General features: G+C 69.6%; 14 protein-coding genes. 11 read left to right on the top strand and 3 right to left on the bottom strand.

The window, feature by feature from the left end:
- Window positions 1-25: 25 nt before the first annotated feature.
- Window positions 26-625 (bottom strand): TetR/AcrR family transcriptional regulator, encoded by a 600-nt coding sequence (locus tag AUC47_RS02130; RefSeq protein ID WP_096713585.1) that lies wholly within the window; start codon window positions 623-625, stop codon window positions 26-28.
- 81 nt (window positions 626-706) lie between these two features.
- Between AUC47_RS02130 and AUC47_RS02125 the strand changes: the two genes are divergently transcribed.
- The 5 genes from AUC47_RS02125 to AUC47_RS02105 all read left to right on the top strand — a co-directional run bounded on the left by AUC47_RS02125 (window position 707) and on the right by AUC47_RS02105 (window position 4,691).
- Window positions 707-1,402, top strand: coding sequence for a GOLPH3/VPS74 family protein (locus tag AUC47_RS02125; protein WP_096713584.1), 696 nt, complete (start codon window positions 707-709; stop codon window positions 1,400-1,402).
- 88 nt (window positions 1,403-1,490) lie between these two features.
- Window positions 1,491-2,042, top strand: coding sequence for a small multidrug efflux protein (locus tag AUC47_RS02120; RefSeq protein WP_096713583.1), 552 nt, complete (start codon window positions 1,491-1,493; stop codon window positions 2,040-2,042).
- Window positions 2,043-2,086: 44 nt separating this feature from the next.
- Window positions 2,087-4,075: an MSCRAMM family protein gene (locus AUC47_RS02115; RefSeq protein ID WP_096713582.1), complete on the top strand. Its 1,989-nt coding sequence runs from the start codon at window positions 2,087-2,089 to the stop codon at window positions 4,073-4,075.
- A 41-nt stretch (window positions 4,076-4,116) separates the two neighbouring features.
- The gene (locus AUC47_RS02110) at window positions 4,117-4,350 is read left to right on the top strand and encodes a ribbon-helix-helix protein (protein WP_096713581.1); all 234 of its coding nucleotides are present in this window, start codon (window positions 4,117-4,119) and stop codon (window positions 4,348-4,350) included.
- The gene (locus tag AUC47_RS02105; RefSeq protein ID WP_096713623.1) at window positions 4,347-4,691 is read left to right on the top strand and encodes a type II toxin-antitoxin system PemK/MazF family toxin; all 345 of its coding nucleotides are present in this window, start codon (window positions 4,347-4,349) and stop codon (window positions 4,689-4,691) included. The genes AUC47_RS02110 and AUC47_RS02105 overlap by 4 nt, the downstream gene beginning before the upstream one ends.
- Before the next feature lie 6 nt (window positions 4,692-4,697).
- Here the strand turns inward: AUC47_RS02105 and AUC47_RS02100 are convergent, their stop codons facing one another.
- Window positions 4,698-6,452, bottom strand: coding sequence for an alkaline phosphatase family protein (locus tag AUC47_RS02100; RefSeq protein WP_256999406.1), 1,755 nt, complete (start codon window positions 6,450-6,452; stop codon window positions 4,698-4,700).
- A 59-nt stretch (window positions 6,453-6,511) separates the two neighbouring features.
- Here AUC47_RS02100 and AUC47_RS02095 point away from each other — a divergent pair, with 59 nt between their 5' ends.
- The 5 genes from AUC47_RS02095 (at window position 6,512) to AUC47_RS02075 (ending at window position 12,036) form a co-directional block, all read left to right on the top strand.
- A complete protein-coding gene (locus AUC47_RS02095; RefSeq protein ID WP_096713580.1) occupies window positions 6,512-6,805 on the top strand; it encodes a DUF4229 domain-containing protein in 294 nt (97 codons plus the stop codon).
- Window positions 6,806-6,940: 135 nt separating this feature from the next.
- A complete protein-coding gene (locus tag AUC47_RS02090; RefSeq protein ID WP_096713579.1) occupies window positions 6,941-8,368 on the top strand; it encodes a CCA tRNA nucleotidyltransferase in 1,428 nt (475 codons plus the stop codon).
- Window positions 8,369-8,561: 193 nt separating this feature from the next.
- Entirely contained in the window at window positions 8,562-9,896 is a 1,335-nt protein-coding gene (locus tag AUC47_RS02085) for a GAF domain-containing protein (protein WP_096713578.1), read from the top strand.
- A gap of 188 nt (window positions 9,897-10,084) precedes the next feature.
- Window positions 10,085-11,644: an acetaldehyde dehydrogenase ExaC gene (gene exaC, locus AUC47_RS02080; RefSeq protein ID WP_096713577.1), complete on the top strand. Its 1,560-nt coding sequence runs from the start codon at window positions 10,085-10,087 to the stop codon at window positions 11,642-11,644.
- Window positions 11,644-12,036: a DUF779 domain-containing protein gene (locus AUC47_RS02075; protein WP_096713576.1), complete on the top strand. Its 393-nt coding sequence runs from the start codon at window positions 11,644-11,646 to the stop codon at window positions 12,034-12,036. Before exaC ends, AUC47_RS02075 begins: the two co-directional genes overlap by 1 nt.
- Here AUC47_RS02075 and AUC47_RS02070 read toward each other — a convergent pair.
- Window positions 12,026-12,658, bottom strand: coding sequence for a TetR/AcrR family transcriptional regulator (locus AUC47_RS02070; RefSeq protein WP_096713575.1), 633 nt, complete (start codon window positions 12,656-12,658; stop codon window positions 12,026-12,028). The genes AUC47_RS02075 and AUC47_RS02070 overlap by 11 nt on opposite strands.
- Before the next feature lie 63 nt (window positions 12,659-12,721).
- Between AUC47_RS02070 and AUC47_RS02065 the strand changes: the two genes are divergently transcribed.
- Window positions 12,722-14,017 carry a glycosyltransferase gene (locus AUC47_RS02065; RefSeq protein ID WP_096713574.1) on the top strand — a complete coding sequence of 432 codons (1,296 nt, stop codon included), beginning with the start codon at window positions 12,722-12,724 and terminating at the stop codon, window positions 14,015-14,017.
- Window positions 14,018-14,222: the final 205 nt, after the last annotated feature.

Raw genomic sequence — 14,222 nt, 5'->3', positions numbered from 1 at the left:
TGCGGCATCCGCCCCTTCTTCGTCGTCAGTGCGCTGGCGCGACGGGGAAGGGCACGTCGAAGACGGCGTCGACGGCGCGCGCGAGAGTGGCGGCCTCGTCCTCAAGATGCGTGCCACGGCGGGGGAGGACCCTCGCGATGGAGATACCGTCGATCACCGTGAGCAGGAAGTGCGTGCGGCGCGCGTTGTCACCGGTCGCGAGCGCGCCCTCGGCCTCGAGGATCGCCAGCCACGCACCGACGCGCTGGTCGGCCTGCGCCGCGAGCACGTCGTATCCGGCGCGCGCCTCGGGAGTCGCCTCGGGGCCGGCGAAGGCCTCGAAGATGCTCAGCCAGACGTCGCGCGCGGCATCCGGCCCACTGAACGGCTCGAGGAGCCGCAGCAGGCACTCGCGAAGACGCTCTCGCGGGGGGACAGAGGTGTCGCGGATGCGCTCGTCGGGCATCGCCGCCTCGTACGTCGCGGTGAGCGCCGCGTTGAGGAGGTCGCGCTGCGTCGGGAAGTAATGCCGCAGCGTGCTCGCACCGCATCCGGCGCGCCTCGCGACCGCCCGCACGCTGAGACGTTCGCTGCCCTCGCGGATCATCTCCGTGGTCGCTTCGAGGATTCGCTCCCTGGTACCCATCACTGCCTCCGAACACGAGTCTAGATGGCTGGCACACCGTTCCAGTACACCGTGCTAGTACAGTGTGCTAATCTCGATTCCATGACCGACGACAGCATTCACACGCAGCGCACCGGCACCCTTCTCGCCGAGGACGTTCTCCTCGCGCTCTTCGACCCTTCCTCCGGAACGATCGCCGGGGAGAACACCCTCTTCTACGTGCTCGGCGGGGCCGTGCTGGCCGATCTGGCGAGCACGGAGCAGGCCTCAAGCGAAGACGCCGGCATCCGCGGAGTGCGCATCCATGCGGAAGGGGACGCCCCCGACGACGCCCTGCTGCGTCCGGCCTGGGACTACATCTCCGAGAAACCGCGCGAGGTGCAGGGCGTGCTCGCGGCGATCGGACCGAACCTCAGGGCTCCGCTGCTCGACCGCCTCGTCGAGCGTGGCCACCTCCACCGCTCCGAGCATCGTGCGCTCGGAGTCTTCCCGACCACGAAGCTCTCCGAGGGCGACACGGGCCGTCGCGGCGAGATCGTCGACGCCATGCGCCGCGCGCTCGTCGACGGCGAGCAGCCCGATCCCCGCACTGCCGCGATCATCGCGCTCGTCTCGGCGAGCGGGGGACTGCCGACCCTGCACCGGGAGATCCCCTGGTCCGGCACGACGGCGACCCGAGCCAAGGAGATCGAGCGCAGCGACTGGGCCGCCGATGCGGCTGCGGCAGCCGTCACCCGCACGATGATCGCGATCATCACGAACACCCTCGCGGCCACCGCCGTCATCACGAACCGCTGACCCCGCGGCATCCCGCCCGCTGCGCTCCCGAGTGCAGCGGTGCTCGGGGCGCCCGCCGATCACCACGCACTCACTCCGAGGAGCGAACATGAACGTCTTCGAATTCCTGCAGAACCTCGCCTCCGAGGTGCCTTTGCTCATCCAACCGCTGATCGTGGCGCTCGCCGCTGCCATCCCCTTCATCGAGGGCGAGCTCGCCTCCGTCCTCGGCGTCTGGGCCGGACTCCACCCGGTCGTGGCCGCGCTCGCCGCGGTGACCGGCAACTTCCTGTCGGTGCTGCTCGTCGTCGTCTTCGGCGCGCGGGTCCGTGCGGCGATCCTCGCCCGGCGTGCACGTCGCGCGTCGGCGGTGCCCGTGCCCGCCGGATCGGCTGCCGCCGACGCCGAGGCGACCGACCCCGAGACCACGACCGAGTCGAAGGGTGTGCGGCGTCTCAAGCGCTTCCTCGTGCGGTTCGGCGTCCCGGGCGCCAGCATCCTCGGACCGCTCGCTCTTCCGACGCAGTTCACAGCCGCTGTGCTCGTCTCGACGGGTGTGTCGAAGCAGTGGGTGCTGCTGTGGCAGGCTGTGGCGATCGTGCTCTGGACGAGCCTGACCACCCTCATCGCGACCGGGGTTCTGAACCTCGTCACGGCCTGAGATCTGCCCTCCCCTTCGGCGCAGTATGCCGGTACTCTGGCCGCATGCGTGCGCCGAAGAGCGGGATCCTGGCGGGCGCGGTCGCGCTCGCCGTCGTACTGGTCGGGGCCATACCGGCTGCGGCAGCCACCACCACCAGGTGGGCGACCTGGCAGCCCCTCACCGGTTCCGGCGGCGCGTACTCGGCGTCGGTCGAGATCGCCGCGAGTCCGGCCATCACCGCGACGATGACCAGTGACTCGCGCGCAGGGCAGGTCGGGGTCATCTCGGGGTCGTCGGTCTGGCTGTCGGAGGACACGCCGGTCGGTGCGAAGTATGGCTCGAGCGTCAACCAGCAGTATCTGAACCTCCGACCCCGGGCGGACAACGCGGCAAGTCCGTCGACCACCACCTACTCGTTCGCGAACCCCACCCCCACCTCGGGGTGGACGTTCGTGCTCGGCGACATCGACGCCGACGCGGTGCGCATCCAGGCAATCGGACCGGACGGGCGGCCGCTCACCGAAGCGCAGCTCGGATTCCAGGGCGGCTTCAACTACTGCGCTCCCGGCCTCCCCGCCAAGCCCTCGTGCACGGGGGATGCCGCAGACGTGCCGACCTGGGACCCCGCCACCCTCACGCTGACCGGCAACGACGCAGCGGCCGATACCAGCGGGGCGTCGGCCTGGTTCGAACCGTCCGCTCCCATCAGCTCGCTGAGCTTCGTCTTCACCCGCCGCGCCGGGTTCCCGGTCTATCAGACCTGGTTCGCCTCGATCGCGCGTGACATCACGGGAGCCGTGACCGACGTCGACGATGGTCCGCTCGGGGGCGCGCCGGTGAGTCTCACCGACGCGAACGGGGTGATCGTGGCCACGGCCACGACGAACCCCGACGGTTCGTATTCGTTCGCGGGATTCGTCGCGGCCGACGGATACACAGTCCGGATCATTCCGCCGGCGGGGAAGATCGCGGTGAGCGGGAACGCGCAGCAGGTGGATCTCACGGATGCCGACGCCGTCGCCGACTTCACGGTGCGCGACATCGTGCCGGTGGCCGTGTCGGGGCGCGTGACCGACGACGACGGGAACGCGCTTGCCGGAGTGACGGTGTCGATCGACGGGGGACAGTCCACGACCACGGATGCCGACGGCTTCTACCTGTTCGACTCCGTGGCGGTGGGCGGTCACACCGTCGTCGTGTCGGCGTTGACCGGCTACTCGATCACCGATCCGACGCAGATCATCAACGTCCCGGCTGACAGCGAGGTGCCCATCGAGGACGTCGACTTCGCGTTCGTCGAGAATCCCACGCTCAGCGGCAGCGTGCTGGCGACCGGGGCGGGCGTGCCCGGTGTCACCGTGACGGCGACGGCCCCGGGTGGAACGACCCTCACCGCCGTCACCGACGCGAACGGCGACTACTCCTTCCCGCGCCTGCCCTCCGGCGCCTACGACGTGACGGTCACGACCCCCGCGGGCTACACCGCGACCGGGGCGACCACGCGGACGGAGAACGTGGCAGCCGACGACGTCCTCGACGTGGACTTCGCGCTGGCGCGGCTGGGCGCGATCGACGGGGTCGTGCGAGGCGACGGCGGCGCGCCGATCGCGGGTGCGGTCGTCACGGTCGCGGGGGGCGGCACCTCGCAGCAGCTGACGACGGATGCCGCGGGCGCCTACGGTCTCGGAGATCTGGCGCCCGGGACCTACACGATCACGGTCACGCCGCCCGCAGGAACGACGGTCGTCGGCTCGGCGACGCGCACGGTCACGATCACAGGCGCAGGCGAGGCATTCGTCGACCAGGACTTCACCCTCGCTGCTCTCGTCGTGCCTCCGACAGACCCGGTGCAGCCCGCCGATCCCGGCTCCGGCGGTGCGGCGACCCCGGGCGGCGGGAATGGCGGAGTCACGCGCCTTCCTGGAACGGGCCTCGGTCCGGAGACGTTCGCCTGGGCGGGCGCGGGTGCGGCGGTGCTCGCGGTGGGTGCCGTGCTGCTGGTGGTCTCGCGACGCCGTTCACGTCGCGACAGCAGTGACATCGACGGCTGAGGAGCCCCTCACCGGAAGCCGCGTCTCGGTATACTCGAAGTATGACCACGACCATCAAGGTGAGTGATGACCTGCGCGATCGCCTGAAGACGCAGGCCGCCCGCGACGGTCTCACCCTCGGCGCCCATCTCGAGCGCCTCGCCGATGCGGAGGATCGCCGACGTCGGCTCGCTGCGGTCAAGGATGCCCTCGCGCGGACATCCCCGGCAGACGCGAAGAGCTATGCCGCGGAGACCGCCGAGTGGGAGCGACTCGACCGCCCCGCCGCGTCGTGACGGAACTCGAACTCCTGCCCGGCGCGGTCGCCTGGGCGTCTCTCGCCCCTGTCCGCGGGCGCGAGCAGGGTGGGCACCGCCCGGTTCTCGTGGTTGCCTCGGCTGGGTACCTCGATGCGGTGACGACCCTCGTGATCGCCTTGCCGATCACGACGGTCGAACGCGGGTGGCCGAACCACGTGCTCGTCGAGGGCCCGAGCGGACTGGACCGCCCGTCGTGGGTGATGACCGAACAGCCGCGCACGGTCTCGCGCGAACGCCTCACCGGAGTCGCGGGTTCAGTGAGTCCGCGATGTCTCGCCGAGGTGCGCACCTGGCTGGGAGACTTCCTCGACCTCTGACCGCGGTCAACCCCGGGGCGGACCGAACAGCTCCTCGCCGTGTTCGTGCAGCAGGCGGTACGCGTCCGCGAAGGTCTTCGGTTCCGGCTCGTCCGGCTTTCCGTACTTCGCGATGAGCAGACCCAGCAGTCCGCGGGCCGGGGGAGTGAGCGGCTTCATCTGCGCCTCCACTCCGTCCTGCGGCTTCCGCTCCTCGGGATTCGGCGGCGTGTAGGCGGGGGTGGTGATCGGCCAATCGGCCGGATGCCGGGGCTTGTCGAGGTTCACGACGGTGAAGATCGTGTTCGCCGACTCGTCGCGGTCGTTCAGGGGCTGCAGGCCGTGGAGCCGCGAGAGCGTGGCGGTGACGGATCCGTGGTGCATCTCATCGTGGATGATTGTGTTGCGCTTCGTGTAGGCCGACACCGCGATGGCCGGCACGCGGCATCCGAGGCGATCGAACGTGAAGTCCATCTCGCCCGGACCCGTGTCCTTCGTCGGCTTCGTGGCTGCGGGCGGCGGGACGTGGTCGTAGGTGCCGCCGTGCTCGTCGAAGGTGATGAGCAGCAGCGTGTTGACCGCGTTCGACCCCTTCGGCGACGCGCTGGTGCGGATCGCCTCGTAGATGTCGTGGATCAGGCGGTCGCCCGCGCGGACGTCGGAGATCGCGCTGTCGAACACCTCCCGCCCGTCGACCTCGCCCTCGCGCGGGGAGCCGAACGGCGGGTGGAAGTCGTTGTGGTCGTAGACCATCCGCGGCTCGATGAACGCGTATGCCGGAAGCGTGCCGTTCTTCGCGTCGGCGTAGAAGTCCTCCATCGTGCCGAAGTGCTCGGTGCGCCAGTACTTCTCCAGCACGCCGACATGCAGCATCCCGGTGTAGGAGACGAGCTGCAGCTTGTCGATGTAGATCTTCCAGCTGATCTTCTTGTCTTCGAGGCGGTTGAACACGGTGGGCGCAGCGGGGGCGGAGAGCCACTTGCCGAAGCCGGCCCCGCCCTGGTTGGTGACGAATCCGTGCGAGGTCGACGCGTGGAAGAACGAGCGGTTGCAGAACGTCTGCGACGGCACCCCGGCGAACCAGTGATCGAACACCGCGAACTCGGTCGCCAGGGTCGACAGCACGGGCAGCATCTCGGGTGAGAACGAGCCCATGATGTGCGCGGCCTCGGCGGGCTTCGGCGGCTCGCCCTTGCGCAGGCGCCGGAAGTTGATGATGTAGTCCTCGAGGAACCCCGACATCGTCGCCTTCTCGCCGTGCGTGGGCGCATTGAAGGGAGCTGTCATCTGCTCGGCGAACAGATCGGCATTGCCCTTCGGGTCGACCGTGCCGAAGATCTGGGTGTTGACGTGCGGGTACTCCTCACCCGGATCCGGGTCGGGGTAACTCATGATGCGGTCGGTGTCGCCGGTGTAGATGTGGGCGTCGACGACGGTGCCGTCGGATGCCGTGTTGCTGTGCTTCCCGAACGCCAGGCCCTCGAAGGTCTCGCCTTTCGGCAGGTTCTCGGTCGTGTAGAGGTAGCCGAGCAGGTTGTCGAACGACCGGTTCTCACCCATCACGACGACGAGGTGGTCGAAGCCCGGCTCACTGCGCGGGGTGAGGGCGGCGAACGGGTCGGGGTCAGCGGCGAATCCGTCGCGCGAGTTCCCGGCGACGCTCGCTCCGATCGCCGCACCGCCAGCTCCTCCGACGACGGCGCCCGCGAGAGCGGCCCCTCCCATCTTCAGGAAGCCCCGTCGGGAGGTGTCGTTCGGTCTGCGCTCGTCGTCTGCCGCCACGAGGCCGATCCTAGGCTTCGTCGCGTGCGAGCGCACCCGCCCTTCGCTACGGTGAGGGCATGAGCTACGCGGGGGATTCGTCGATCGGTGCACGGGTGCGAGCGGTGGAGAAGGAGTACCTGGCGAAGCAGACGCGCCTGTTCGTGACGTTCGCGCTGGTCGAGGGACCGATCCTGTTGCTGGGCGTCGTGCTGATCTACGGCTTGGGCGTGATCGACCCCGAGATCGGCGTGTGGGTGCTCATGGCGATCGCGCTGGTCGGCGGCTTCGTGCTGAGCGCCCTGCTGCTGCGCCTCATCCGAACCAGAGCTGCGGCGGTCGCGCAGGCGAGGGGCGAGAACCCTCTGTTCTGAGCCGCAGGGCGGGAGCCGACCGGAAAACGGAGAGCACACGGCATCCACCCGGCGTGTCTCGGTCCGCCACGCCGCCCTCCACGACGGGGGTCTGGGTTTTCCAGCCCCGGAAGTCCCCCCGGTACGCTGGAACCCATGCTCAACATGGCCGACGGCCTCGCCCGGCTCGGCGCGCTCGCCGAGAATCCGGTGGTCCGCACCCTCGCCGACGCATTCGCCGCAGCGGGGTTCGACCTGGCCGTCGTGGGCGGTCCGGTGCGCGACGCGATCCTCGGACGCGAGACCCACGACCTCGACTTCACGACGAACGCGCTGCCCGACGACATCCTGCGCATCGTCACTCCGGTGTCGACGGCGCAGTGGGACATCGGCCGTGCGTTCGGCACTATCGGCGCCCGCGTGCGGGGCGAGCAGGTCGAGATCACGACCTATCGCGCCGACAGCTACGACGGCGTCACGCGCAAGCCGACCGTCGAGTTCGGCGACACCATCGACGGCGACCTCATCCGCCGCGACTTCACGGTGAACGCGATGGCGCTGCAGGTGCCGGCGGTGAAGCTGATCGACCCGACGGGCGGCGTCGAGGACCTCGTCGCCGGAGTGCTGCGCACGCCCGCCGATCCGCAGGTGTCATTCGGCGACGACCCGCTGCGGATGCTGCGCGGTGCGCGGTTCAGCGCCCAGCTCGGGTTCGCGATCGACGAGGCGACGACCGCGGCGATCGAGCAGCTGCGCGGAACCCTCTCGATCGTGAGCCCCGAACGTATCCAGTCCGAGCTGGTGCGCCTCATGCAGACCGACGATCCCGTGCGCGGCATCCGAGTTCTGGTCGACACCGGGCTCGTCGACGAGTTCCTGCCCGAGATCAGCGCACTGCGCCTCGAGGTCGACGAGCACCACCATCACAAGGACGTCTACGAGCACTCGCTCACCGTGCTGCGGCAGGCGATCCAGCTCGAGCACTCGCGCCACCCCGGCGCCGGGGCCGACGTGCCGCTGCGCATCGCCGCGCTCCTGCACGACATCGGCAAGCCGCGCACCCGCAAGCTCGAGGACGGGGGAGCGGTGACGTTCCACCACCACGACGTCGTCGGATCCCGCATGGCGCGTAAGCGTCTGCAGGCCCTGCGCTTCGACACGGCCACCACCGACACCGTCGCGACGCTCATCGAGCTGCACCTGCGGTTCTTCGGATACGCCGAGGGCGCGTGGACGGATGCCGCGGTGCGGCGCTACGTGCGCGACGCCGGCGACGAGCTCGAGCGCCTGCACATCCTCACCCGCGCCGACGTCACCACGCGCAACAAGCGCAAGGCGTCGCGGCTCGCCTCGGCCTACGACGACATCGAGGCGCGCATCTCTGCGCTCCGCGAGCAGGAAGAGCTCGACTCCATCCGTCCAGAGCTCGACGGCAACCGCATCCAGGAGGTGCTCGGCATCCGTCCGGGTCGCGAGGTCGGCGAGGCCTATCGCTTCCTGCTCGAGCTGCGCCTCGACGAGGGCGTCATCGGGACGGATGCCGCCGAGCAGCGCCTCCGCGAGTGGTGGGCCGCGCGGGGCTGAGCTGCACGGCATCCCACGTTCGATCGAACCCATCTGCATGTCGGGAACACGGATGCATGCCGGATCCGGCCGTTTCGACCTGCATCCGGGCAGCCGACCTGCATCCGTTCCGCGAACACCTCACCACACCGCGCGAAGTAGCCGTTTCGCCCGCGATACCCGGCTCGTATGCTGAGACCACGCTCCACCGACGATGGGAGACGCTGTGGTTGCGTCGTGGCAGGCGTCGCGCGAGGGACCCGAGGTCTCGCGACTCCTCATCGAGCGCGCGCATGAAGAGCTGATCGCCGGCAACCTCGACGACCACCGGCTGCAGTCGGTCCGTCCTCTCGTCCGTGAGTCGTGGGTGCGATCGTGGCGCGGCCGCGTCGGACCCGAGGGGACCCCGCCGATCGACCTGATGAGCGACGAGCTCGAGGAGTATCGGCGTGCGCATCCGCTCGCCTCGGCGATGGACATGATCCGTGCGCTGCTGCTGCCGGGCTCCGCGGAGGACTCGGGCGTCGTCGTCGCCGTCGGCGACCAGGCCGGACGCCTGCTGTGGATCGAGGGCGATCGGCAGCTGCAGTCGCTGACCGACGGCATGGGGTTCGTGGCCGGTGCGAACTGGGCGGAGGATGCCGTGGGCACGAGCGCTCCGGGCACCGCGTTGGCGCTCGGGCAGTCCGTGCAGATCCGCGGCGCGGAGCACTACAACCGCCTCGTGCATCCGTGGTCGTGCTCGGCCGCGCCCGTGCGGGACCCCGAGACGCAGCGCGTCCTCGGCGTCATCGACGTCACAGGGGGCGTGGAGGTCGTGTCGACGCAGGCCCGTCTGCTCGTCGATGCCACCGCGCGCGCCGTGGAGTCGGAGCTGCTCGTCGCCCGGCTGCGGCAGCGGACCGAGGCGCAGCGCCCGGCACCCGTCTCCACCAGGGCCAGGCCCACGACGCGCGCCACCCTGCACGTGCTTGGTCGCGATCGGGCCCGGCTCGAGACCGAGTCCGAGCATGAGGAGTCCGTCATCGAGCTGAGCGCCCGCCATGCGGCGATCCTGCTCATGCTCGCCACCCACCGGCAGGGCCTGTCGGCCGAGCGGCTCGCGGAGCTCGTCTACGGCGACGAGGGCTCTCCCGACACGCTGCGGCCCGAGATGGTACGGCTCCGCAAGGTGCTCGAGAAGCACGCGCCGAGCCTCGTGCCTGAGTCGCGACCGTACCGACTGCCGGTGGCTCTCGAGACCGACGCCCATGACGTGCTGTCGCTGCTCGATCGAGGGGCGCACCGCGTCGCGCTGACCGCCTACCGCGGACCGGTGCTGCCGGAGTCGACCTCCCCCGGCGTCGAGGAGTTCCGCGACACGGTGCGCGCGGCGCTGCGCGAGGCGATGCTGTCGGAGGCGAGCCTCGACGTTCTCCTCGCCTACGCCGAGATCCCCGAAGGACAGACGGATGCCGAGGCGCTGCGGCTCGCGCTCGAGATGCTGCCCGCGCGGTCGCCGAAACGGGCGGGGCTCGTAACGCGGATCGAGCGGCTCGAGGCGGGCTGACGGTTCGCCCGGCCGGAGGATCCCCGCCCGGCGGCGGACACGCCGGGGAAAGACCGTCCAGCCGGGGATCGCTGGCCATCCGGCCCCGCAACCTCCTGCAACGTTGCGCATCGGGGTGCAACGTCGGGCGACCTACCGTCGGAGGACCAGCCGCCGCACCGAAGCGCGGCCCGTCGAAGGAGTCACCGATGACCATCGTCGAAGAAGACGTGTCCACCGCATCCGCCGCCTACGCCGCGCCGGGGCAGCCGGGATCGATCGCCGACTACCGCCCCCGCTACGGGCATTACATCGGCGGCGAGTGGGTCGACCCCGTGAAGGGGCAGTACTTCGAGAACATCAGTCCCGTGAACGGCAAGCCCTTCACCGAGGTCGCCCGCGGAACGGCCGAGGACATCGACCGGGCGGTCGACGTCGCCTGGAAGGCCTTCGCGACCTGGGGCAAGACCAGCCCGGCCGAACGCTCGGTCATCCTCAACCGCATCGCCGACCGCATCGAGCAGCATCTCGAGAGCATCGCCGTCGCCGAGACCTGGGAGAACGGCAAGCCGGTGCGCGAGACGCTGGCCGCCGACATCCCGCTCGCGATCGACCACTTCCGCTACTTCGCCGGGGTGCTGCGCGCGCAGGAGGGCGGCATCAGCCAGCTCGACGAGAACACCGTGGCGTATCACTTCCACGAGCCGCTCGGCGTCGTCGGGCAGATCATCCCCTGGAACTTCCCGATCCTCATGGCGGTGTGGAAGCTCGCGCCGGCGCTCGCCGCGGGCAACTGCATCGTCATCAAGCCGGCCGAGCAGACGCCCGCATCCATCCTGTTCCTCTTCGACATCATCGGCGATCTGCTGCCCGCCGGTGTCGTGAACATCGTGAACGGCTTCGGCATCGAGGCCGGCGCGCCGCTGGCGCAGCACAAGCGCATCCGCAAGGTCGCGTTCACGGGCGAGACGACGACCGGACGCCTGATCATGCAGTATGCGTCGCAGAACCTCATTCCGGTGACGCTGGAGCTCGGCGGCAAGAGCCCGAACGTGTTCTTCGAAGACGTCGCACGCGATACCGGCGACCCCTTCTACGACAAGGCGCTCGAGGGCTTCACGATGTTCGCGCTGAACCAGGGCGAGGTGTGCACCTGCCCGTCGCGCGCGCTGATCCAGCGGTCGATCTACGACGGCTTCCTCGCCGACGGACTCGACCGGGTCGGTAAGGTCCTGCAGGGAAACCCGCTCGACCCCGCCACGATGATCGGCGCTCAGGCGTCCAACGATCAGCTGGAGAAGATCCTCAGCTACATCGACATCGGAAAGCAGGGCGGCGCGCGTCTGCTCACCGGAGGCGAGCGGGTCGACCTCGGCGGCGACCTCAGCGAGGGCTTCTACGTCGCGCCGACGGTGTTCGAGGGCACGAACGACATGCGCATCTTCCAGGAGGAGATCTTCGGGCCCGTGCTCTCCGTCACCTCGTTCGACGACTACGACGATGCCATCTCGATCGCGAACGACACGCTCTACGGTCTGGGTGCCGGCGTCTGGAGCCGCAGCGGCGACATCGCTTATCGAGCGGGACGCGCCATCGAGGCCGGCCGAGTCTGGACCAACACGTACCACCAGTACCCCGCGCACGCGGCGTTCGGCGGGTACAAGCAGTCGGGCGTGGGTCGCGAGAACCACAAGATGATGCTCGACCACTACCAGCAGACGAAGAACCTCCTCGTGTCGTACGCGGAGGGTCCGATGGGCTTCTTCTGATGGTGAGCATCGGCACGTACCCGCGGGTCGCGGTGACGGATGCTGCGGCATCCCTCATCCGCGACCTCGCGGCGCAGCACGGTCCGCTGATGTTCCATCAGTCGGGCGGATGCTGCGACGGGTCGTCGCCCATGTGCTACCCGGTGGGCATGTTCCTCACCGGACCGAGCGACGTCCTGCTGGGGGTGCTGGACGTGGGGCTCGAGGCGCCGGTCGAGGTCTACATGTCGGAGTCGCAGTTCGAGTACTGGAAGTACACGCACCTGACCATCGACGTCGTGCCCGGGCGCGGTGCGGGGTTCAGCGTGGAGGGACCGACGGGAATGCGGTTCCTCATCCGTTCGCGGATGCTGAACGAGGCCGAGCTCGCGTACTTCGGTCTCAGCGGGTGATCTGGGCGAGCACGGCCGCTCGCAACCAGGATCCGTAGCGCTCCTCGGTCCAGCCGGACTGCGCCACCAGCTGCTGGTAGCTCTCGGGGGAGATGAGGAACGAGATCGCCGCCGCCGCGGCATCCGGATCGTCGAGGTCCTGTGCGATGCCGCGCCGCGTCAGCTCGTCGACGAGCCGCGCGAGGTCGGCGCGGCGGTGGGCGAGAATGCCCTGCAGCGCCTCGTCGACGACCGGGTCGGAGAGGGCGGCGCCGAGGAGCACGGTCCAGAGGGCGTGCCCGCGGGCGTTCGCCGTCGAGATCTGCGTGAGCACGGCGTCGAGGAAGGCATCGTCCGGCAGGTCGAGCACGCCGGCGGCGACCTCCGTGTCGGTGAGCGATTCTGCGGCCTCGGATCCGGAGAAGGTGACCTCGAAGGCGGCGAGCAGCAGCTCGGCCTTCGACGCCGTGGTCTTCACCGTCTCGGTCGAGACGCCGGCCTCGCGGCCGATCGCGGCGATCGTCGTCGCCTGGTAGCCGTGCGTGGCGAAGAGGCGCGCCGAGGCCGCGATGATGCGTGCTCGGGTCTCGCGGGCCTGACGCGCCCTCAGCTCGGATCGATAGGCGCGGGTCTCCGCAGGCATTGACTTTCCTCACATGGTGATGAATACTTCACGAGTACATTCGATCCTACGGAAAGGCCCGTCATGTCGCGCTACCTCTTCACGTGCACTCCCGCGCACGGCCATGTCGTGCCGCTGTTGCAGGTCGCGCGCCATCTGATCGATCGCGGCGACGAGGTCGTGTTCCTGACGAGCGCGCGGTACGAGCACCGTGTGCGTGCGGCCGGTGCGCGGTTCGTGGCCCTTCCGCGCGACGCAGACGTCGACCTCGACGACCCGAACGGCACCTTCCCCGAGCGAGCGAGCCTGACCGGACCCGCCGCGATCCGCTTCGACATGGCGAACCTGTTCATCCACCCGGGCGTAGCTCAACTCTCCGCCGTCAGAACGGAGCTCGATACGTCGCGGTTCGACGCCGTGCTCACCGAGCCCCTCTTCATCGGGGCCGCACTGCTGCGGCTCCTTCCCGCCGCCGAGCGCCCGCCCGTCGTCGTGCTCGGGATCTTCCCGCTCGGGGCGCGCAGTCGCGATGTCGCCCCGTTCGGTCTCGGCATCCCGCCGCTCGCGGGTCCGCTCGGTCGTCTGCGCAACGCCGCCCTGCGCACGATGGCCGAGAAGGGCATCTTCCGGCGGGTGCAGCGCGAGGCCGACGAGATGGCGCGGCGCGTGGTCGGGCGTCCGCTCGGCGGTTTCATCCTCGATTGGGCGGGGCACGCCGACGCCTACGTGCAGTTCACGGTGCCCCAGTTCGAGTACACGCGCTCGGACCTCCCCGCGACCGTGCACTTCGCGGGCCCGCTGCCGGCGCCGTCGACAGATCAGGTGCTGCCCGAGTGGTGGGGCGATCTCGACGGCGTCCGACCCGTCGTTCACGTGACCCAGGGCACGGTCGCGAACTCCGACTTCGAGCAGCTCGTGCTTCCGACGATCAGGGCGCTCGCCGCGGATGATGTTCTGGTGGTCGTCTCCACGGGCGGCCGCCCGGTCGACGCGCTGCCGGCCGACCTGCCTGGCAACGTGAGAGTCGCTTCCTACCTCCCGTACGACCGGCTGCTGCCGATGGTCGACGTCCTGGTCACCAACGGCGGCTACGGGGGAGTGCAGCAGGCTCTCGGCTTCGGCGTTCCTCTCGTCGTCGCCGGGCAGACCGAGGACAAGGTCGAGGTGTGCGCCCGTGTGGGGTGGTCACGGACGGGAATCGACTTGCGGGCTCGCACGGTGGATCCCGCTCAGGTGGGGGCGGCGGTCGCGCGCGTTCTCGGCGATCCGACCTATCGCGCGAACGCACAGCGCATCGGCGCGGCGATGCGGGAATCGGACGCGTGGGAAACGCTGGACCGAGTGCTCGCGCGACTGCAGAGGGCCTGGAGCGCGGCCTGACACGCAGGCTCGTAACGTGCGGAAATCGCAGGAATGCCGCCGTTCCGGCAGCGAACTCGAACTGTTCCGTCATACTCACCACGGGTATCGACGCTCGCAATCCCGTGCAACGTTCGCCGGGATACCATTTTCGTGTACGCGTTGATATGTCGGTCCCCAGCCGACCACGCGTCCGACGGCTTCGCCGTCCTGCGGAAGGGTCCCC

It is taken from the genome of Microbacterium sp. SZ1 (assembly GCF_002362255.1).
Taxonomy (GTDB): domain Bacteria; phylum Actinomycetota; class Actinomycetes; order Actinomycetales; family Microbacteriaceae; genus Microbacterium.
This window is presented reverse-complemented; position numbering and strand designations above follow the sequence as displayed.